Annotated in this window: 22 protein-coding genes and 6 pseudogenes; 27 read left to right on the top strand and 1 reads right to left on the bottom strand. The window is 42.3% G+C overall.

Annotated features, from left to right (window positions below; translation table 11 throughout):
* Positions 1-299: 299 nt before the first annotated feature.
* The 7 genes and pseudogenes from JCM13188_RS15135 to prmC all read left to right on the top strand — a co-directional run bounded on the left by JCM13188_RS15135 (position 300) and on the right by prmC (position 6,303).
* Complete coding sequence (locus JCM13188_RS15135) at positions 300-998, top strand: nuclease-related domain-containing protein (protein ID WP_054754795.1); 699 nt, start codon at positions 300-302, stop codon at positions 996-998.
* Positions 999-1,003: 5 nt separating this feature from the next.
* Positions 1,004-1,267 carry a hypothetical protein gene (locus JCM13188_RS15130; RefSeq protein WP_054754794.1) on the top strand — a complete coding sequence of 88 codons (264 nt, stop codon included), beginning with the start codon at positions 1,004-1,006 and terminating at the stop codon, positions 1,265-1,267.
* A 291-nt stretch (positions 1,268-1,558) separates the two neighbouring features.
* Positions 1,559-2,838: pseudogene (gene rho, locus JCM13188_RS15125) on the top strand (transcription termination factor Rho).
* A gap of 126 nt (positions 2,839-2,964) precedes the next feature.
* Positions 2,965-3,210 (top strand): type B 50S ribosomal protein L31, encoded by a 246-nt coding sequence (locus JCM13188_RS15120; protein ID WP_054754793.1) that lies wholly within the window; start codon positions 2,965-2,967, stop codon positions 3,208-3,210.
* 430 nt (positions 3,211-3,640) lie between these two features.
* Entirely contained in the window at positions 3,641-4,267 is a 627-nt protein-coding gene (locus JCM13188_RS15115; RefSeq protein ID WP_054754800.1) for a thymidine kinase, read from the top strand.
* 139 nt (positions 4,268-4,406) lie between these two features.
* A complete protein-coding gene (gene prfA / locus JCM13188_RS15110) occupies positions 4,407-5,477 on the top strand; it encodes a peptide chain release factor 1 (protein WP_054754792.1) in 1,071 nt (356 codons plus the stop codon).
* Between the two features lie 7 nt (positions 5,478-5,484).
* Positions 5,485-6,303, top strand: a complete 819-nt coding sequence (prmC, locus tag JCM13188_RS15105) for a peptide chain release factor N(5)-glutamine methyltransferase (RefSeq protein WP_054754799.1) — start codon at positions 5,485-5,487, stop codon at positions 6,301-6,303.
* A gap of 175 nt (positions 6,304-6,478) precedes the next feature.
* Here the strand turns inward: prmC and JCM13188_RS15100 are convergent, their stop codons facing one another.
* Positions 6,479-7,030: a GNAT family N-acetyltransferase gene (locus tag JCM13188_RS15100; RefSeq protein ID WP_054754791.1), complete on the bottom strand. Its 552-nt coding sequence runs from the start codon at positions 7,028-7,030 to the stop codon at positions 6,479-6,481.
* Between the two features lie 143 nt (positions 7,031-7,173).
* Between JCM13188_RS15100 and spoIIR the strand changes: the two genes are divergently transcribed.
* The 20 genes and pseudogenes from spoIIR to JCM13188_RS14995 all read left to right on the top strand — a co-directional run bounded on the left by spoIIR (position 7,174) and on the right by JCM13188_RS14995 (position 20,850).
* Positions 7,174-7,779 (top strand): stage II sporulation protein R, encoded by a 606-nt coding sequence (spoIIR, locus tag JCM13188_RS15095; protein ID WP_054754790.1) that lies wholly within the window; start codon positions 7,174-7,176, stop codon positions 7,777-7,779.
* 99 nt (positions 7,780-7,878) lie between these two features.
* The gene (locus JCM13188_RS15090) at positions 7,879-8,073 is read left to right on the top strand and encodes a hypothetical protein (RefSeq protein WP_054754789.1); all 195 of its coding nucleotides are present in this window, start codon (positions 7,879-7,881) and stop codon (positions 8,071-8,073) included.
* Positions 8,074-8,075: 2 nt separating this feature from the next.
* Positions 8,076-8,282, top strand: coding sequence for a hypothetical protein (locus JCM13188_RS15085; RefSeq protein WP_054754788.1), 207 nt, complete (start codon positions 8,076-8,078; stop codon positions 8,280-8,282).
* Positions 8,283-8,346: 64 nt separating this feature from the next.
* Positions 8,347-9,343, top strand: a pseudogene (locus JCM13188_RS15080) (L-threonylcarbamoyladenylate synthase).
* An 80-nt stretch (positions 9,344-9,423) separates the two neighbouring features.
* Positions 9,424-9,939 carry a manganese efflux pump MntP gene (locus JCM13188_RS15075; RefSeq protein WP_054754787.1) on the top strand — a complete coding sequence of 172 codons (516 nt, stop codon included), beginning with the start codon at positions 9,424-9,426 and terminating at the stop codon, positions 9,937-9,939.
* A 317-nt stretch (positions 9,940-10,256) separates the two neighbouring features.
* Positions 10,257-10,705 (top strand): annotated as a pseudogene (locus JCM13188_RS15065) (low molecular weight protein arginine phosphatase).
* Positions 10,702-11,142, top strand: a complete 441-nt coding sequence (gene rpiB / locus JCM13188_RS15060; RefSeq protein ID WP_054754785.1) for a ribose 5-phosphate isomerase B — start codon at positions 10,702-10,704, stop codon at positions 11,140-11,142. The pseudogene JCM13188_RS15065 and the gene rpiB overlap by 4 nt, the downstream one beginning before the upstream one ends.
* Positions 11,143-11,200: 58 nt before the next feature.
* Complete coding sequence (locus JCM13188_RS15055) at positions 11,201-11,746, top strand: TIGR01440 family protein (protein ID WP_377328271.1); 546 nt, start codon at positions 11,201-11,203, stop codon at positions 11,744-11,746.
* 80 nt (positions 11,747-11,826) lie between these two features.
* Positions 11,827-13,034: pseudogene (gene glyA, locus JCM13188_RS15050) on the top strand (serine hydroxymethyltransferase).
* A 150-nt stretch (positions 13,035-13,184) separates the two neighbouring features.
* Positions 13,185-13,815 (top strand): annotated as a pseudogene (gene upp, locus JCM13188_RS15045) (uracil phosphoribosyltransferase).
* Positions 13,816-13,827: 12 nt separating this feature from the next.
* Positions 13,828-14,966, top strand: a pseudogene (wecB, locus tag JCM13188_RS15040) (non-hydrolyzing UDP-N-acetylglucosamine 2-epimerase).
* Positions 14,967-15,490: 524 nt separating this feature from the next.
* Positions 15,491-15,922 carry a hypothetical protein gene (locus tag JCM13188_RS15035; protein WP_054754784.1) on the top strand — a complete coding sequence of 144 codons (432 nt, stop codon included), beginning with the start codon at positions 15,491-15,493 and terminating at the stop codon, positions 15,920-15,922.
* Positions 15,856-16,530, top strand: a complete 675-nt coding sequence (locus JCM13188_RS15030) for a S8 family peptidase (RefSeq protein ID WP_369405081.1) — start codon at positions 15,856-15,858, stop codon at positions 16,528-16,530. The genes JCM13188_RS15035 and JCM13188_RS15030 overlap by 67 nt, the downstream gene beginning before the upstream one ends.
* A 122-nt stretch (positions 16,531-16,652) precedes the next feature.
* Positions 16,653-17,624, top strand: coding sequence for a S8 family serine peptidase (locus tag JCM13188_RS15025; protein ID WP_054754782.1), 972 nt, complete (start codon positions 16,653-16,655; stop codon positions 17,622-17,624).
* 239 nt (positions 17,625-17,863) lie between these two features.
* Positions 17,864-18,052, top strand: coding sequence for an AtpZ/AtpI family protein (locus JCM13188_RS15020; RefSeq protein ID WP_054754781.1), 189 nt, complete (start codon positions 17,864-17,866; stop codon positions 18,050-18,052).
* Position 18,053: 1 nt separating this feature from the next.
* Entirely contained in the window at positions 18,054-18,446 is a 393-nt protein-coding gene (locus JCM13188_RS15015) for an ATP synthase subunit I (RefSeq protein ID WP_054754780.1), read from the top strand.
* A gap of 1 nt (position 18,447) precedes the next feature.
* Positions 18,448-19,173: a F0F1 ATP synthase subunit A gene (atpB, locus tag JCM13188_RS15010; protein WP_054754797.1), complete on the top strand. Its 726-nt coding sequence runs from the start codon at positions 18,448-18,450 to the stop codon at positions 19,171-19,173.
* A 112-nt stretch (positions 19,174-19,285) separates the two neighbouring features.
* A complete protein-coding gene (atpE, locus tag JCM13188_RS15005; RefSeq protein ID WP_054754779.1) occupies positions 19,286-19,486 on the top strand; it encodes a F0F1 ATP synthase subunit C in 201 nt (66 codons plus the stop codon).
* Between the two features lie 306 nt (positions 19,487-19,792).
* On the top strand, positions 19,793-20,308 hold the full coding sequence (gene atpF / locus JCM13188_RS15000) for a F0F1 ATP synthase subunit B (protein WP_279401950.1): 516 nt from the start codon (positions 19,793-19,795) through the stop codon (positions 20,306-20,308).
* Positions 20,305-20,850 (top strand): F0F1 ATP synthase subunit delta, encoded by a 546-nt coding sequence (locus tag JCM13188_RS14995; protein ID WP_054754778.1) that lies wholly within the window; start codon positions 20,305-20,307, stop codon positions 20,848-20,850. The genes atpF and JCM13188_RS14995 overlap by 4 nt, the downstream gene beginning before the upstream one ends.
* Positions 20,851-20,859: the final 9 nt, after the last annotated feature.

Below are 20,859 nucleotides of genomic sequence, written 5' to 3'. Positions count from 1 at the left end.
TGCGCGAATGTCTCATATTTGAACTCGAATGTCCTATAAATCCGTTTCAATGTCTCATAAATTAGGACGAATGCCCATTTTCGACAAAATTCGATTCCTCATCTAACGTACCAATGTCTCATAAACTGATCTTAATGTCCCGAAAAATTTACTGTTTTCCAATTTTCTAATTATATAAGGCTAATAAGACTGCTTATTTAGTTAAATTCTTGCATTTTTTAATTAGAGAAAATTGAAATTTCCCTCTTTTGTGTCAAACAATTTAAATTGATAAAACAGACGTAAGAGGAGGGATTTATATGTTACCTATTAAATTATTAAGAACCATTGCTTACTTGCGTAACCTTGAATCGTCACATCCAACTTACTCTAATTTGAATCAGGATTTTAAGCGATCTGTTGCGGGTATGCAAGGTGAGAAGTCAATTAGTTATTATTTATATCCGATTATTGAAAAGGACTATCGAGTTTTTTATAATGTACGGCTTTTTATAAATGGTCAGTATTTTGAAATTGATGTGCTGCTGATTAGCCGAAATTTTATTCTAATAATCGAAGTCAAGAATCTTAAAGGTAGAATAATGTTTGACCATAAGTCTGGAGGTATGATTCAAAGCAAAGATGGAGACTTTCAAACGTACCAAGATCCAGTCTTACAAATAAGTAGGCAAGAAGCTCTACTGTCCAATTGGTTAAAAGAACGCGGCATCCATATTCCTGTTAAATCAGTTGCCTGTTTTGTTAATCGTCATGTCATCCTTGAACCTGGTGAACATACTGATTCTCGTATTATTTATGGCTATAAATTACCGCTAGTTTATGAGCGGTTTCAAAGTGAGTTTAAGAGTCATCCCCAGGCTATATCGGAAAATTTCCTTTATAATATATTAATTAGGGAAAACCAACCTTTAGATATTAAACTCATGAATAAATATGGCTTAACCAAGCAAGACTTTAAGCCAGGTCTCTCTTGTATCCACTGTTCAAAAAAGGGTTAGTACGTATGCGCAACGTTTGGGTTTGTAAAAATTGCTCAAAAGAAGATGCAGATGGTGCTTTAAATGCACTAAAAGATTTCTTTTTAATATATGGCAGTATAATCAATAATGAAATGGCAAGACATTGGTTACAAGAAACAGATCGTAAATATGTCACTAGAGTGCTTGAACGCACAGGGTCAAAAATCGGTAAAGGAAAAGGAGCCAGTTATGTTTTGGACTTTGATTATGAAAAAGACTTTAAACATTACAGTTATTTTATTAAGTAATGTCTCATATTTGAGTCCGAATGTCCTATAAATCGGTTTCAATGTCTCATAAATTAAGACCAATACCCCTTTTCGACAAAATTCGATTCCTCATCTTGAAAGCTATTGTCCCATATATTGATTTCAATGTCCCAAAACAGCTGTTTTCAAAATCTCACTTGTAACCTCACTCAAAAAAGGATAGAATAGAGAAGTACCAACCTCAATGGATCCCTTAATCTCACTTCAAGAGACATTTCCAAGTATTAATCCAATTGAAAATAAATTATAAAAATAAATAGAGGTGTAATTGTGGCAGATCAGACTTTGACGATTGCAGAATTAGAAACGAAAACGTTGAAGGAGCTGTATGCTCTTGCGCGTGATTATGGTGTTTCTTATTATGCAAAACTGAATAAGAAAGAATTAATTTTGCGATTTTAAAGGCGCAGGCTGAAAAAGATGGGAAAATGTTCGTCGATGGTGTGTTAGAAATCATTCCGAATGAAGGTTTTGGTTTCCTAAGACCGATTAACTATGCGCCTAGCCCTGAGGATATTTACATATCGGCATCACAAATTCGCCGTTTTGATTTAAGAAACGGGGACTTGGTGTCTGGTAAAGCGCGTCCTCCGAAGGAAAACGAGCGTTACTTTGGGCTTCTTCACGTGGATGCAGTTAACGGAGACGACCCTGAAAGTGCCAAAGAGCGAATTCACTTCCCAGGTTTAACTGCACTATATCCTGATCGCAAGATGGCATTAGAAACGAAAAGCAATATGCTATCGACGCGGATCATTGATATGATGGCGCCAGTTGGTTTTGGGCAGCGTGGATTAATCGTTGCGCCGCCAAAAGCGGGGAAAACAACAATCCTTAAAGAAGTGGCGAACAGTATTACGGAAAAGCATCCTGATACGAAACTAATTATTTTACTTATCGATGAGCGTCCGGAAGAAGTAACGGATATCGAGCGTTCGGTCGGGGACGATGTGGATGTCGTCAGCTCAACTTTTGATGAAGTACCAGAAAACCATATTAAAGTCTCGGAGCTTGTTCTAGAGCGCGCGATGCGTTTAGTAGAGCATAAGCAAGATGTCGTGATTTTACTTGATTCCATTACAAGACTTGCTCGTGCGTATAACTTAGTTATCCCGCCAAGTGGCCGTACGCTATCAGGTGGTATTGATCCAGCGTCTTTCCACCGTCCGAAGCGATTCTTTGGTGCCGCGCGTAATATCGAAGAAGGCGGTAGCTTAACCGTACTCGCAACAGCGCTGGTTGATACAGGTTCTCGTATGGATGATGTGATCTACGAAGAATTCAAAGGTACAGGTAACATGGAGCTTCATTTAGACCGTCACTTAGCGAACCGCAGAATTTTCCCAGCAATCGATGTACTTCGTTCTGGTACAAGAAAAGAAGAGCTTTTACTACCAAAAGAGCAGCTGGATAAAATGTGGGCGATTCGCAAGACGATGCAAGATCAAAATGATTTCTTAGAGCGGTTCTTACGCCGCCTACGTCAGTCGAAAACGAACCTAGAATTTTTCAAAATCATGGATGATGAAATGAAAGGTTCTCGTAGATAAAAACTTCTTGCATAAATCGACGGCAGTTGATATAATCACTCTGTATGAAAAGATAGTTTTCTCCCGTCTATGACGGTTAAACAACTCTGTTTCCACAGGATTCAGGGCAAGAAGGAGTGTAATAGCATGAAAAACGATATCCATCCAGAATACCGTAAAGTAGTATTCTTAGACACAAGCTCTGATTTCAAATTCTTAACAGGTTCAACTTTAGAATCTGAAGAGACAATCGAATGGGAAGACGGTAACACGTACCCATTAATCCGTGTTGAAATCAGTTCAGCTTCTCACCCGTTCTACACTGGTAAGCAAAAAGCTGACAAAGTTGGTGGACGTGTAGATCGATTCAAGAAGAAATACAACCTTAACTAATTTAAGGTGTTTTAAAAATGAGGCTGGCCGTTCACAATTGCTGAACACCATCGTAAACGTTATAACAAGATATAACCTTACACGTGGTGACTTGGCAAGAACGGTCAGTTTTTTAATTTTAACAATATTTTTATTGAAAAATAAGCAAGGGCGGCGACTCCTGCGGGAACAGCACGAGTCTCAAGACCCCACAGGCAGTGCTTTTCTGCCGAGTGATGCGCCTGCGATTACTCGGCGCAAGGGACTGGGAAGATTACTCGGTGTAGTTCCCTGGCTTGAGCCGTGCCCGCGGAAAGCGTCCGCCTGCTGCTTTAGAAATTTTTTAGCTTCACCCTCATCGGTGGAGCCAAATTTTTCTTATCAAAAATTAGTACATAGGACTCATGTGAATCATAATAACAATAACGAATATAAAGAGGTGCCCCTTATGATGTATGTGATGGAACACAAAGGCTGGCTAGAAGTCATTTGTGGCAGTATGTTTTCTGGAAAATCTGAAGAGCTCATTCGTCGCGCTCGCCGTGCGACTTATGGAAATCAAAAAGTGATTGTGTTTAAACCTGCATTGGACAACCGTTACGATGATGAATCAGTCGTGTCGCACAACGGTGACTCTGTCGTAGCTCGTCCGATCGACGACTCTAGCGAGATTGAACAATACATCACAGAAGAAATCGACATCGTTGGCATTGATGAAGCGCAGTTTTTTGATGACGGGATTGTTAATGTTGCGCAAAACTTAGCAGACCGAGGCATCCGCGTCATTGCAGCAGGACTTGACCAGGATTTCCGAGGGGAGCCATTCGGTCCGATGCCTGACTTAATGGCCTTTAGTGAACAGGTGACAAAACTTAATGCGATTTGCCCAGTTTGCGGGTCACCAGCAAGCCGTACGCAGCGCTTAATCAATGGTGAGCCTGCATCTTATGACGACCCGATTATTTTAGTCGGCGCATCCGAATCGTACGAGCCACGCTGTCGCCATCACCACGAAGTTCCAAATCATCCTAGATCGACCAAGCGCGTTTACTCCAAGCGTGCCAGTTACAAAGCTTAAATGCCGTTTTTGGCGTTTTAAGCTTTTTTCAACACCGAGATGTCTCGTTAAAACTTTTACCGCCATTATAAGAAATATTTTTCTCATTTGTGATATGATATAATGTGGAGTATGTATAGTAAAGCAGAGGTGTACGGAAATGTTCGATAAACTACAGCACATTGAAGATCGTTATAACAAATTAACAGAACTATTGATGGACCCAGAAGTCATCAATGATTCGAAAAAATTACGTGACTATTCTAAAGAACAATCGGACCTACAAGAGGTCGTTGAAAAATATCGCCGTTATAAAGAAGTGACGGATTCCATTAAAGAATCTAAAACCATTTTAGAAGACGAGTCAGATGAGGATCTTCGCGAAATGGCACGTGAAGAACTTGATGAGCTTGAGCCTGAAGTTGAGACGCTTGAACAAGAAATGAAGCTTCTGCTCATTCCAAAAGACCCGAACGATGATAAAAACGTAATCTTTGAAATCCGTGGTGCAGCAGGTGGTGAGGAAGCGGCGTTATTCGCAGCGAACCTTTACCGCATGTATTCTCGCTATGCGGAAAGCCAAGGCTGGAAGACAGAAGTAATCGAGTACCATGAAGCTGACATGGGTGGCTATAAAGAGATTATCTTTATGATTAACGGTCGCGGGGCTTATTCAAAATTAAAATATGAAAACGGTGCTCACCGCGTGCAACGTGTGCCTGAAACTGAATCAGGCGGACGTATCCACACGTCAACAGCAACCGTTGCGGTTTTACCTGAAGCAGAAGAAGTTGAAGTTGATATAAATGAAAAAGATATTCGTGTTGACACGTTCGCATCATCAGGACCAGGTGGCCAAAGTGTAAATACAACGATGTCTGCCGTTCGTTTAACGCATGAACCAACTGGAGTAGTAGTGTCATGTCAGGATGAAAAGTCCCAGATTAAGAACAAAGAAAAAGCGATGAAGGTTCTGCGCGCACGTATTTATGAAAAATTCCAGCAAGAAGCGCAAGCAGAATATGATGAAAACCGTAAATCAGCGGTAGGTACTGGTGACCGTTCGGAGCGTATCCGTACGTACAACTACCCTCAAAGCCGTGTGACGGATCACCGCATCGGCCTTACAATCAATAAATTGGACCAAGTGATGCAGGGTAATTTGGATGAAATCATTGATTCTTTAATTATCGATGAACAAACGAAGAAACTTGAAGAAGTCGGTGAATAATTTGAGTATGACAGTTAGAGAGGCCCGCAGGTGGGCTTCTTCTTTTTTAGAACAACATAATCGTGAGGCACGCGTTGCTGACCTTTTGCTAATGCATCTTTTAGATGTGGAACTAGCTGATTTTTTACTCATGCAGCAAGAAAAGTTAAGCGAATGGAGCACGTTTGAAGACTGGGTGCGTGATCATGCGGATACCGGCAAGCCGCTCGAGCACTTTACAGGTGTTTCGGAATTTTATGGCCGCAAGTTTAGTGTTAGTGAGCACGTTCTCATTCCGCGCCCTGAAACAGAAGAGCTTATCGAGGCAGTCAAACCATTTATTCAGCCTAATGATACAATTGTCGATGTCGGCACGGGCAGCGGAATCATTGCCGTAACATTGAAAAAAGAACATCCACAACTATCGATGTTCGCAACCGATATAAGTCCGGATGCGCTTAAAGTGGCCAGTGGAAACGCTGAGAGGTTAGGAGCTGATGTCGAGTTCAAGCAAGGCAATTTTTTAGAACCTGTCATAAATGAACCCATCGATATTGTGATCTCAAATCCGCCATATGTTCCAGAGAGCGACCGACCTGAACTATCAGAAACGGTGATGCACGACCCTGAGTTAGCACTATTTGCGGATGACCATGGTCTTGCGGCTTACCGCGAAATCATTCGCCAAATTGGTCTTTTGAGAAAACCTCCTCGGCTTGTGGCGTTTGAAATTGGTTATGATCAAGGCGAGTCTGTGCCTAAGTTAATTCAGCAGGCTGATCCCGAGGCGGTTGTTCAAGTTTTGCAAGACATTAATGGCAAAGATCGTATGGTTCTTTGGAGTTGAATTCGCATGCATTGTCTCAAAAACGAGTGTCAATGTCCTATAAATCAAGCTCAATGTCTCAAAAAACGCCTTGAATACCCTTTTTCGACAAAATTCGAGTCCTTATCAGAGACCAAAATGTCCCAAAAAGCATCCCCAATGTCTCAAAAAAGCATTTGCGGCAAATCCGCAAATGCTATCTTATTAATTTCTCCCATTCTTCTTTCAGCATGCCGTAGACGATGTGGTCCACATAGTGGTCATAAAGCCATTCGCGGCTTCGAATTTTGCCTTCCTCTGTAAACCCGAGGCGTTCTGGAATCGAACGGCTTCCACGGTTGTGCTCAGCGGCTGTTATATCAACTTTATTCATGCCAAGGTCACGGATTGCGTAATCAGTCAGCGCCCCAGCCGCGCGAGTCATGATTCCTTTTCCCGTAAAATCGACCCCGAGCCAGTAGCCGATATACGCGATACGATTCGTCCAGTCAAGTTCATTAAAACCCACAACACCGGCAGTCTTTCCATTATACAGCACCACTGTGTTCATACCCTCATGATTCGCATAGGCCTTTTTACTAAACTTAATATAATTTTCGGTGTCCTTTAGCTCCTTCGTGTGATCTAGCCAAGGCAGCCACGTACGAAGATGGTCGCGCGAACGATCCGTAAGCTGAAACAACTCTTCAGCATCCCCAAGATCAACTAGCTTTAGCGAAACTTCTTCATCCACTTGATGTACAAACATAAAAACTCCCCCTATAAGTTTTTAAAATCTATCATAACACATTCTTCCAAAACGACAACTCTTTTTATCAATTATGTATAAACTCTATTAACCCTGTCCATAATGTTCATAAAATTACTAGATTACGAGAAAGGTTGATTGAGATGAAATACATTATGATGGGGATTGCATTAGTTTTAGTTATTCAATTCGTCTATATGGAGTCGGTTGCTGAATCGAAGCCAGCGACTGAAGCAGGGTATCAAGTCATTCCTGATGAAGCCATTCGTCTTCGCATATTAGCGAATTCAAATAGTGATGAAGATCAAGAGATTAAGCGTGAAGTTAGAGACAATGTGAATGCGGAAATTACGGAATGGGTAGAAGATCTTACATCCATTGAAGATGCACGCTCGCATATTCAACAAAACTTAGGCGAAATTGAAGCGATTGTAGCTGATACGGTTGGCAATCAATCTTTTTCAGTAAAATACGGTGAGGTTGAGTTTCCCGATAAAGTGTATGATCGTTTTGTTTATCCTGGCGGCACATACGAAGCGATTTTAATTACGATCGGTGAGGGAGCCGGTGACAACTGGTGGTGCGTCTTGTTCCCACCGTTATGCTTCGTTGACTTTGAAAGCGGAACAACAGTGTTAGAGCATGACGAAGAAGAGGCCGAAAAAGATACTAAGCAGGAGCAAGAAGAAGAGGAAGACGTTGAAGTGTCATTCTTTTTATGGGACTGGCTGAAAGGAATGTTTGCCTGATCAGTAGGACAAACTATTAAATTTTTCTACTAAATCATCATAATCACGAAACCTTGCACATAAATTAATAGAGATACTAGATTTGAGGAGAGTGAGATGATGGTTAACATTACGCCGGTAAAAGAACAGTCCCCGAAGGATTACGATACGTTTTTTAAAAAAGCAAAGGATCAAGAGTTGTTTAACGAATCTTGGGTAAAAGAACACGGATACTTTTTAGAACTAGATGGTCAGCAGCTTGGATTTTTGTGCTCTACCCAATTAATGATAAAAAGGTTTGGCTCAGGCGCTTAGTGATGAGTGAACAGACGAACCCAGCCATGCTCATTATGGTGTTTGATTGGATTGCCGAGAAAGCAAGGTCTGAGAAGTATAAAGAGCTCTTTGTGCATGTTCAAGATGCTAAAACGTCTCCACTTCTCGAAATGAACCAGTTTAAGGAAACCTTTGAGCCTCCTGTCCACGACCCGAGCGATGTCGATTGGTTCGTGAAGGAGCTATAAGTTTACGGGCCATACGTGATATAATATGATGAGTGATAGACCCATCAGCAAAGGAGAACCACGTATGGCTCGAATGTTTACTAAACACCAAATCAACGAAGCAGCCGAACTATTAATGTCAGGGCAGACGGTCGCTTTTCCGACAGAGACAGTTTACGGTCTTGGCGCAGATGCAACGAACGAGCAGGCGGTCCAGGCGATTTTTGATGCAAAAGGTCGCCCTGCTGACAACCCGCTCATCGTGCATATCGGTCAGGCTGATCTAATAAAAATATGTGACTCATAAACCGGAAACAGCATCCAAATTGATGGATGCTTTTTGGCCTGGGCCGCTAACGATTATACTTCCTTCAAACGGAACACTTGCAAAGAATGTAACGGCAGGCCTTGATTCGGTTGGAATCAGGATGCCAGATCATCCAGTTGCCCTTGAATTATTAAAAACGTGCCAGCTTCCGGTTGCGGCCCCGAGTGCTAATCGATCGGGTAAACCAAGCCCGACAACGGCTGATCATGTAGCGCATGATTTAACAGGCCGAATCGCCGGGATTGTCGACGGCGGGAAAACGGGCGTCGGTGTTGAATCAACCGTTATTGATTGTACAATAGACAAGCCGATGATTTTACGTCCGGGTGGCGTGACGAAATCGGATATTGAAGCGGTCATCGGACCAATCGATGTTGCTTCTTCTAAAGTGAAAAGAGACGAGCAGCCACGCTCACCAGGTATGAAGTATAAACACTACGCGCCTGATGCCCCAATCTGGATTGTGCGCGGTGATGCTTCACAGATGCGTAAGGTTGCGGATGAAGCAGCAGAGCGCGGTGAGTCCGTTCAAGTTTTAGTAAGTAAAGAGCGAGCTAACGAACTCGGGTTTAGCGATGCTGTGATTCTCGGCTCTCGCTCAGATTTAACGGGGATTACAAGTAATCTATATGATGCACTACGTCAAATTGACGACCTCGATGTCGACCTTGTTTTGGCGGAAAGTTTTTCAAAAGAAGGAATTGGCGAGGCGCTCATGAACCGATTAGAACGAGCTGCGACTAGGATTATATAAAAAACGTCACAGGTTTACTTCTATTTACCATTGGACTTGCATAAAGTTAACTAGCATGTCCAAGGCTAGGAGGTACGCTTGTGACGTATTTTTATGAAAGTATAATTCCAATCGTCTTATTATCTGTTGCTATCGGAATGGATGCCTTTTCGGTCAGCTTATCAGTTGGCCTAATGAGGACTAGATTATGCATGATTGCCACGTTTATTTTACTCGTCGGCTTATTTCACGTCATCATGCCACTAGCGGGGGTTACGTTAGGCCACTTACTTTCCCATAAACTCGGTATAATCACACAAAGTATCGGTGGATGGATCCTAATTATCATCGGCGCTCAAATGATGGTTGCGACAATGCTCGAGAAGGAAACAGACCGCACCCTGCATCTAGCTGGATTTACAATATTAGCCTTCACCGTCAGTCTCGACAGCTTCTCCGTAGGCCTCAGCCTCGGAATGTTCGGCCTTAACCAATTTGCGATTATCATGCTGTTTGGCATCATGAGTATGTTCCTAGCAACCATGGGAATTATTTTGCTAGAAAAGGAAAAACCCTTCTCGGCAGATACTCCGAAGCCCTCGGCGGAATCGTGTTAATCATGATCGGCATACAAATGGCTTTATAAATGTGAAAACTTTTGCCACGCGCAAAAGTTTTCTTTTTGTTGCGTCAGAGCGTGATTTGTTCGCATCCCGAGGAGAACTGTCCGCATATCGGAGAGAACTGTTCGCATCGCCGGGAGAAGTGTTCGCGTCACGAGGAGAACTGTTCGCATTTTCGGATAAATTGTCCGCATCCGAGCCAAAATTGTCCGCATTCCAATAAAACGGTCCTCCAAAAAGCCGAAAATCTATCACTTACCCCCTGACTTATGGTATATTTCAATTGAAGAGTCTTGAAGGAGGTTTCTTAGTTGAAACGCGTGTTGTTTGTCTGTACTGGAAATACTTGTCGCTCACCAATGGCTGAAGCGATTTTAAAACATAAAAGGCCTGACCTTGAAGTGAAGTCGGCCGGCATTTTCGCAGGGTTCGGCCAAGAGGCGAATCCGAAGGCAGCCCAAGTCTTGAGCGATAAAGGAATTGATTGCGATCACAAGTCGCAGCCCCTGACCGATGACCTACTCGACTGGGCTGATGTGGTGCTCACGATGACGGCACATCATAAGCTCAACATCGAAATGGATTACCCGAAGTATCGCAAAAAGTTTTTACCTTAAAAGAATTCACTAGACATAAGGATGATGAAGATCTGAACCCAGATATAGCGGATCCAATCGGGTTGTCGAATGAGACGTATAAACAAACGATGAATGAAATTGAAACATATATCGACCGAATCAAAAAGGGGGATGAACAATGAAAATAGTATTAACGTCAGATCATGGTGGCGTGAATATTCGTAACGAGATTGCGTCATTATTAGATGAAATGAATATTGAGTATGATGATTTAGGCTGCGAGGGCGACTGCTCAGTAGATTATCCTGATTACGGGATTCCAGCTGCAGAAAAAGTCGCTCAAGGAGAGTACGATTTTGGCATTCTAGTTTGCGGGACAGGAATTGGTATGTCGATGTCGGCCAACAAAGTTAAAGGTGTACGCTGCGCACTCGTGCACGATGTGTTTAGTGCAAAAATGACGCGCCAGCATAATAACGCAAATGTGATCGCATTAGGTGAACGCGTGATTGGCCCAGGCCTTGCCCGTGAAGTGGTAAAAGCATTTCTCGAGTCAGAATTCGAAGGTGGGCGTCACGAAAATCGTGTGAGCAAAATGATGGCTTACGAACAAAATTAGAATGTGCCTGTTCCGATATGGGACAGGTATTTTTTCAAATAGAAAAGGGGTGAAAATTTTGAATATAGAGAAGATAAGAAACGAAATTCATGTTATAATGAATCAGTGGAAAGACCAAAATATTGTGCGTTCAAATGGCATTTTTATGCTAGGTTGTTCGACGAGTGAAATTGCTGGTGAACGAATCGGCACATCTGGTAGCACAGAGATTGCGGGAGCTATTTTTAATGAATTAAAAGCGTTTCAGGTTGAGACAGGCGTTGAACTAGCATTTCAGTGCTGCGAGCATTTGAATCGTGCCGTTGTCGTCGAACGTCAAACGATGGAACGATTAAACTTAGATGAAGTAATTGCTGTTCCGCATCCGAAAGCAGGTGGCTCGATGGCGTCACATGCATATAAACAGCTAAATGACCCTGTTTTAGTCGAGTTTATTAAAGCTGACTACGGCATGGACTTAGGTGATACGCTGATCGGCATGCATCTAAAGCATGTAGCCGTACCAATGAGGCTAAGCCAAACGTCAGTTGGACAAGCTCATGCGACATTTGCCTACACAAGACCGAAACTAATCGGCGGAGAGCGTGCGATGTACCAGAAGTAGATGAAATTTATTTTGACATACATAAGGAGGCTTTCTCGATGACACATTTATCGAACCAATTACACGAAGTTGACAAGGAAATGCTGGAAGCGATTAATTTAGAAAAAAGGTCGCCAAAAACGACAAAATTGAATTAATCGCATCTGAAAACTTTGTCTCTGAAGCGGTGATGCAAGCTGCTGGGTCTGTATTAACGAATAAATATGCAGAAGGTTACCCAGGCCGTCGTTATTATGGTGGCTGTGAATATGTGGATATTGCTGAAAACTTAGCGCGCGATCGTGCGAAAAAGCTATTTGACGCTGACCATGCCAACGTGCAGCCGCACTCAGGCGCGCAGGCAAACATGGCGGTTTATTTTTCAGTACTTGAACCAGGTGACACAATCCTTGGCATGAACTTAAACCATGGTGGCCACTTAACGCACGGTAGTCCGGTTAACTTTAGTGGTAAGCTATATAACGTGGTCGATTACGGCGTTGAGGAAGATACTGAAGTTTTAGATTACGATAAAGTATTAGAAAAAGCGAAAGAAGTGAAGCCGAAGCTAATTGTAGCTGGCGCATCGGCATATCCTCGTTCGCTTGATTTTAAAAAAGTTCCGCGAGATTGCGGATGAAGTGGATGCTTATCTATTAGTAGATATGGCGCATATCGCAGGACTTGTGGCGACAGGTCTTCACCCAAGCCCAGTGCCGCATGCGCATTTTGTAACAACAACCACTCACAAAACATTACGCGGCCCTCGTGGCGGGATGATTTTATGTAAAGAAGAATTTGCGAAAAAAGTAGATAAAAACGTGTTCCCTGGTATGCAGGGTGGACCTCTTATGCACGTGATTGCAGCTAAAGGTGTCGCGTTCCAAGAAGCGCTTCAACCAGAGTTTAAAGATTACACGCAAAAAATTATCGACAACGCTAAACGCTTAGGTGAATCATTAGTTAAAGAAGGAGTTCGCCTTGTATCTGGCGGAACAGACAATCACTTACTATTATTAGACGTTCGTCCGTTAGGCTTAACAGGTAAAGTGGCTGAAAAAGCACTTGACGATATCGGTGTGACAACGAATAAAATACGATTCCATTTGATCCAGAAAGTCCATTTGTAACAAGCGGAATTCGCATTGGAACAGCAGCTGTGACATCTCGCGGATTCGGTTTAGAGGAAATGGATGAAGTAGCAGCAATTATCGCGTTTACGCTTAAGCACCATGAAGATGAAGGTAAGCTTGAAGAAGCAAAAGAACGCGTGAAAAAGCTGACGGATCGTTTTCCAATGTATCAATAAGTAGCGGAATTCCCGCTACTTTTTTCATGCGGTTTGAAATTTGGGGAAAATTAAGTTTTGCAAATACTTAACAATCGACTGATTACTATTGCAACATTGTTCATATTTCGCTACAATTCAATAGATTATAAATAAAGGAGAGATTGGCTCGTGGGTAAAGTATATGTTTTTGATCATCCTTTAATACAGCACAAATTAACGATTATTCGTGATAAAAACACAGGTACTAAAGCGTTTCGTGAACTGACGGATGAGGTCGCGACGCTAATGATGTATGAAATTACACGCGAACTTCCATTAGAAGAAGTTGAGGTTGAAACACCAGTCGCAACGGCTAAGTCAAAAGTTTTAGCAGGTAAAAAAACTTGGAGTCATCCCAATTTTACGTGCTGGCCTTGGCATGGTTGATGGCATCGTGAAATTGATTCCAGCTGCGAAAATTGGACACGTCGGGTTATATCGTGATCCTGAAACTCTAAAACCAGTAGAATATTACATTAAATTACCATCAGATATTGAAGAGCGTGAATTAATCGTGACGGACCCAATGCTAGCAACAGGTGGGTCGGCCATTGAAGCGATTAACTCGATTAAAAAGCGCGGCGCTAAGCAGATTAGCTTAATGTGCTTAATTGCAGCACCTGAAGGCGTTGAAGCCGTAAAAGAAGCACACCCAGACATTAACATTTATGTAGCAGGTTTGGATGAAAAGCTAAACGAAAAAGGCTACATCATCCCTGGGTTAGGGGATGCAGGAGACAGATTATTCGGTACCAAATAACGGGGTGAATTTATGAGTAAGTTAAAAGTCATGACGATTTTCGGTACAAGACCTGAAGCGATAAAAATGGCACCACTTGTCTTGGAACTTCAGAAACGATCGGATGAGTTTGAGCCGATTGTAACGGTCACGGCTCAGCACAGAGAGATGCTCGATCAAGTTTTATCCATATTCGATATTAAACCTGATTTTGACTTAAATATTATGAAAAAGAAGCAGTCATTAGCGCAGATTACGACTCGTGCCCTTGAAGGTTTAGATGAGGTCATGAAGGAAGCGAAGCCAGATATCGTGCTCGTGCACGGTGACACGACGACAACATTTGCGGCGAGTTTAGCTGCGTTTTATAACGAAATTCCGGTTGGTCACGTTGAGGCAGGTCTTCGTACGTGGAATAAATACTCACCATTTCCAGAAGAAATTAACCGACAAGCAACGGGCGTCGTGGCAGATTTACACTTTGCGCCAACGACTCAGTCTAAACAAAATTTACTTCAAGAAAATAAATCTGAGGATCAAATTTTTATAACTGGTAACACAGCGATTGACGCGCTTCAGACAACCGTATCTGCTGATTATGAGCATGATGTTTTGAAAAAGCTGAAGGCAAACGCTTAGTGCTCATGACCGCGCACCGCCGTGAGAACCAGGGCGATAACATGGACCAAATGTTTAGAGCAATTCGCCGTTTGGCCGACAAGCACGAAGATGTGGAAATGGTTTATCCTGTGCACCTGAATCCAGTTGTACAAGAAACAGCGAAAAAGTGGCTTGGCGATCACGACCGAATCCAGCTAATCGAACCGCTTGAAGTAATTGACTTCCATAACTTCGCATCGAATGCTCACTTGATCCTAACTGACTCTGGCGGCGTTCAGGAAGAAGCACCTTCTTTAGGTGTGCCGGTACTCGTGCTTCGTGATACAACAGAGCGACCAGAAGGCATCGAAGCAGGTACACTCAAACTTGCTGGAACCGACGAAGAGAATATCTTTGAAATGGCTGACTTATTGTTGTCAGATGACGGCGAACATAAAAAAATGTCCCGGGCATCGAATCCGTACGGCGACGGACAGGCATCCCGACGGATAGCAGACGCCATCAGGTACTATTTTAAGCAAGCGGGCGAAAAACCAGATGAATTTTTATAAGATTAAATTTGGAAGCTTTTGCGTACGCGCAAAAGCTTCTTATTGTTTGATAGATGTCCTTTTGTTCGTATGGGGGTGAATTGTCCGCATTCGGGGCTAAACTGTTCACGTGAGGAGGGGAACTGTTCGTATATCAGGATGAATTGTCCGCATCCTGGGCTAAACTGTTCACGTGAGGAGGAAAACTGTTCGTATTTCACGGTGAAGTGTCCGCGTTCGGGGCTAAACTGTTCACGTGAGGAGGAGAACTGTTCGTATTTCACGGTGAAGTGTCCGCATCCTGGGCTAAACTGTTCGCGTGAGAAGGAGAACTGTTCGTATGTCAGGGTGAAGTGTCCGCATCCTGGACTAAACTGATCGCGTGAGGAGGAGAAATGTTCGCATTCCAGAGAAAACTGTTCGCATCCGAGGTCAAACTGTCCACGTCCCGGGCCAAACCGTCAACCCCAAACTTTTCCCCATCCCAAGCATGACTTCCCTATTTTCCACACAATAAAACTAAAACAACTGAAGAGGTGCGAGCTATGAGGCTAATCTTTGCAATAATACTTATCATCATGACACCAATCTATCTACAAGCGGAAGAAATGACCTTTATAATGGAAGTGGATCAAGATCCGCATGAGACGAAAGAATACATTGAAAAATATTATCCGTTAGTCGAAGTTGAGTATGTCTATGATACGCTCATGCAGGCTCTAGCTGTAACGGGGAAGCAGCGCCACATAAAGAGTTTGCACGAAGAAGAGTTTGTCAGTAAGGTGAGCCCAGTCCAGACGTACTCAGTGCCGCAAACAAAAGCAAACACCAATGAGGACCTTCACCCTGAGATGGCACGTTATCATCCAAAAACCTACCCTTCACAGGCAAAGGTGTTCAAGTCGGAGTCATCGATACTGGAATTGACCATGAACACCCCGACCTTGAAAAAAGTTACCATGGTGGGTTTGATCTAGTTGATTTTGACAAAGACCCAATGGAAACAACGCCCGAACAGGGGATGCCGACGCTTCACGGAACCCACGTCTCTGGTATCATCGCAGGTAACGGAACCATGCAGGGAGTTGCACCTGAAGCGGACCTCTATGCTTATCGTGCACTTGGCCCAGGCGGAACGGGGACGACCGCGCAAATCATAGCTGCTCTCGAGCAAGCTGTTAACGACGATATGGAGATCATCAATATGTCGCTTGGAAGCGAAACGAATAGCCCTGATGATCCGATGACGCGCGCCGTTAATAAAGCAGTCGAGCTCGGCAAAATTGTCGTTGTAGCAAATGGGAATAGCGGACCTGAAGACTGGACGGTTGGTTCGCCGGCAACGTCAGAAAAAGCGATTTCAGTCGGGGCGGCGATTACGAAGCAAAAGCTTGCCCAAGTATACACTCAAAAGGAACAAGTCGTGCCGATCCGCCAGCTCCCACTATCAGAAAAATGGAACCTGAAACGAGATCAGCCTTTAGTTATACCTAATTCATTAGACACCTTAGAACAAACCATTCACGACCGAGTCGTTTTAATAAAAAAGGAGACACACCGTATTACGAACTCATTCAGCAGCTAGATGAAAAGGGGGCAACAGCTGCACTCATCTATAACGGACCTGAAGATGACCCAAACGAATGGGAGTGGGTAGAAGCTCCATTTCCAACGGCTTACATTACAGAAGAAGAGGCAGAACTGCTCATGCAAGGTGACGGCTGGTTAAAAACGAACTACCAAACGATACGTAATGCATTAGCCCCATTCAGTTCACGCGGACCTGTCGCTTCATCATGGACTATCAAACCTGACCTCATTGCACCAGGAGTTGAGATTGTGAGCACGGTGCCAGAAGGGTATGCCTCACTTCAAGGAACAAGCATGGCATCACCTTACGTGGCAGGCGTTACGGCTCTGTTAAAACAAGCATACCCACACGATACACCAGAACAAATTAAAGCTCGCTTACTATCATCTACTGATCTATTCAAAATGGGAGAAGAAGAGCTTTCGCCATCTGAACAAGGAACCGGTTTTATTAATATGAACAAAGCCCTAACCCAAAGTTACATCATAGACCACAACCGGCTTAATTTTGGTAAGATAGAAAAAGGGTTAAAAAAAGTAGATCAAACGATTACTATTAAGAACCTTTCAAGGAAACCTCTTGACATTAAATGGAATATTCCAAAAAGGGAGAATGGAATCGTATGGGACCTGCCGCTCAATTCAACGATTGGCCCTAACGAAAAACGACGATTCAAGGTAGGTGCACAAATCAATTCAAGACGTACTGAAAAAGGAACGCGTGAGGGCTATATAGAGGTATCACTTAATCAGCAACAAAAACACTTGCCGTACTTATTTATTAACGAAACATCCGATTATCCAAGAATTACCGGCATGGAATTGGACATGGCACCTTTTCAAACGGAGCATTTGACATTAAGATTTTATGTGAACGAACCAATTGAAAAACTTACAGCCACTTTAATCGATCCAAAAGACCTACACGCACAACCGCTGTTCACTCAAGAAAACGTGTCTAAAGGCGTATTTGAAAAAGAATTTAAAATCAGCGACCTGCCAGAGGGCGAGTATAAAGTCGTTTTTGAAATGACACAAGACGATGAAACTTTATATGAAGAAAAAGAAATTTATCTGCCTGAATTTTAGGCAGATAAAGCGTTTTCAACATAAATGTGATTTTTGTCACAAAGTTGTTTTAATTTCTGCATATTTACAATTGACTTTAAAATACTCGTATTGTAATCTAATTTAGTGTGGGCAAATGTTTTAAGAGATTTTATTTTTGAAGATTTGCCTCTGCAAGATTTGTCGATATCGTTTGATAAATCTTTTCCACTGAAATCACGATTGGAGTGGTTAACCTGAATAAACGCCCACTTCAAGGAATGGCAATCACAGCGAGTATATTAAGTTACTTATCCGGTTCGACAATTGTCGGAATTCTGCTTGGAAGGTGGCTTGATGGTTACTTAGGCACGTCCCCTCTTTTCCTGATCATTGGTTTACTTTTAGGTTTGGCATCAGGCGTGTATGGTATGATTTTACTTGTCAAAAAGTTTCTAGGAGACGATTAGAATGGACAATTATACATACATGGTCAGCCGCCAGCTCAAATGGATGTTCTATATCCTAGCGATTTTTGTCATAGGATGGGGATTCACAGACTATCAAACCATATTTGCCGGTCTAATTCTAGGTGCTGGAATCAGCACGTTTAATTTATGGCTTCTTCAAGTCAAAATTAATCGATTAGGACAAGGTGTTGTCGAACGAGATGAGAAGAGACGCACGCTGGGAATGTTAACTCGGTTTGCGACAGCCGCACTTGCAGCCGCTATAGGCTTGCAATATCCGGAAGTTTTCAACATGATTGCCGTAATGATTGGTTTAATGACACCTTATTTGGTCATTATCATAGATTATTTTCTTACACAAACCGAACTAACCACGAGGAAGAGAGGTGAATGAAGTGGATCACAAAAGTCCAATGTTAAATGACTTATTTGGAATCTCATGGCTTGATTTCAATATGTCAAACGTACTTATGATGTTGGTTGCATCAACGATTGTATTTATACTCGCAGTTGTAGCTAGTAAGAATCTACAACGTAGACCAACAGGCTTCCAGAACTTCATGGAGTGGATCGTAGAATTCGTGAAAGATATCATTGGAAACACAATGGACTACGAGACAGGGCGACGCTTTATGGGGTTAGGATTAACATTATTATTGTACATCTTCGTCTCCAACATGCTTGGGGTTATCACAATGGTGTCATTTGATCATTACTTATGGTGGAAATCACCGACATCTGACCCGGGTATTACATTGACACTCGCAACAATGGTGGTTGTATTAACACACTACTATGGTGTCAAGATGAAAGGATCGAAGGAATATACAAAAGAATTCTTCAAACCATTACCGTTCTTATTCCCACTAAAAATCATCGAGGAATTTGCGAATACGTTGACACTAGGTCTACGTCTTTACGGTAACATTTACGCTGGTGAGATTTTATTAACTCTACTAGCTGGTCTAGTAGCATCAGGCTCAATCGCGGGGTTAGTAGGTGGATTTATCCCGATGATCGCTTGGCAAGGATTTAGTATTTTCATCGGTGCAATTCAAGCATTTATCTTTACCATGTTAACGATGGTTTACATGTCTCACAAAGTGAGCGAAGATCATTAATTTATGTGAATTAGTACTTAGCATTAGCTGAGTATTTTAATAAAATTCATTCGTCTTTAATGGCGAGAAAAATCAAACTAATTTATAAATATATTTTGAGGAGGAATTTATTATGTTAGCAGCTGCAATCGCAGTAGGATTAGGTGCATTAGGTGCAGGTATTGGTAACGGTTTAATCGTAAACGGAACAGTAAATGGTATCGCTCGTCAACCAGAGCTTCGCGGTACTCTACAAACAACAATGTTCATCGGGGTAGCGTTAGTTGAGGCGCTTCCGATCATCGCAGTCGTAATCGCATTTATGTCTATGTAGTTTTTTACGACGAACAATTGAATGGCGAAGTTATGATGGACATACTTCGCCATTCCTTTATGTGCATGTTTAGTTATTGATGTTTTGCGAGAAATCCGCGAGACTCCTGGTCGCTAAAAACGGTCACGTCCTGTGACCAACGCCGACACTTGAACGTCGTGTTCTTCGTGGGAATAGCGAGCCGAACAAGACCCCGCAACGAGGGACGAGTGAGGAGGCTTGTGGATCGCCCACGGAAAGCGAGTGGATTTCTTAAAACTAAACATTTTATAAAATGTGAGGAGTTAGCCGAAAGGAGTGAAGGCTGTGTTAGGTACCAACTTGGTTTTAGGTGCAGCAGGATTTAACGTTGGTGATATGCTCGCTCAATTAGTTATCTTCATCATTCTATTGGCTCTTTTAGCAAAATTCGCTTGGGGACCACTAATGAAAGTGATGAAAGAGCGTGAAGATCACATTGCGAATGAAATAGATACTGCAGAGCAAAACCGTCAAGAAGCAGAACGCTTTATGAACGAAGCAAATGCAGAACTTAAAGAAGCACGTCAAAACGCACATCAAATCATTGAAGATGCCAAACAAACGGCAAAAACACAAGAGTCTTCCATCTTAGATGATGCAAGACAAGAAGCAGAGCGCATTAAAGAAAGTGCTCGCGAAGAAATCGCCCAAGAACGCGACAAAGCAGTTCAGGCATTACAAGAACAAGTGGCTACGCTTTCTGTTCAAATTGCTAGCAAGGTTATTGAAAAAGAACTTTCTGCAAATGAACAAGATGAACTCATTCAACAATACCTTAAAGAAGTAGGCGAATCGAAATGAGTCAATCAGTAGTAGCAAAGCGTTATGCCGTAGCCTTGTTTGAAATTGGAAAAGGAAAATCAAATCTAGATCAGCTAGAAGAAGAGCTTTTAGTTGTAAGAAGTGTTTTCCTAAATGATGAATCATTACAAGAGTTCTTAGGTAACCCTCGTTTATCAAGCGAGCAGAAAAAAGAACTAATTCGTAACGTTTTTAAAGACGTCTCAAAAGAAACACGAAATACATTATTACTATTAGTAGACAAACGCCGTTCTGACATGATTGCAGATCTAGTCGATGAGTTTGTCAAAATGAAGAACGAAGCAAGAGGAATTGCAGAAGCTGATGTTTATTCTGTTCGTGAATTAACTGAAGAAGAAACAAAACAGATCCAAGATGTGTTTGCGAATAAAATGATGATTAACACCCTTCGAATCAACAATATCGTAGACCCATCTGTACTTGGTGGAATTAAGATTCGTATTGGAAATCAAATTTACGATGGAACTGTTAAGACACAACTTAAACGTTTAGAACAGAATTTAGTAACTGCAAACAAGTAAAGATAGGGG

The organism is Piscibacillus salipiscarius JCM 13188 (assembly GCF_001311865.1).
Taxonomy (GTDB): domain Bacteria; phylum Bacillota; class Bacilli; order Bacillales; family Alkalibacillaceae; genus Piscibacillus; species Piscibacillus salipiscarius.
The sequence above is the reverse complement of the archived record's forward strand: the minus strand, read 5'-3'. Positions and strand labels throughout refer to the sequence as shown.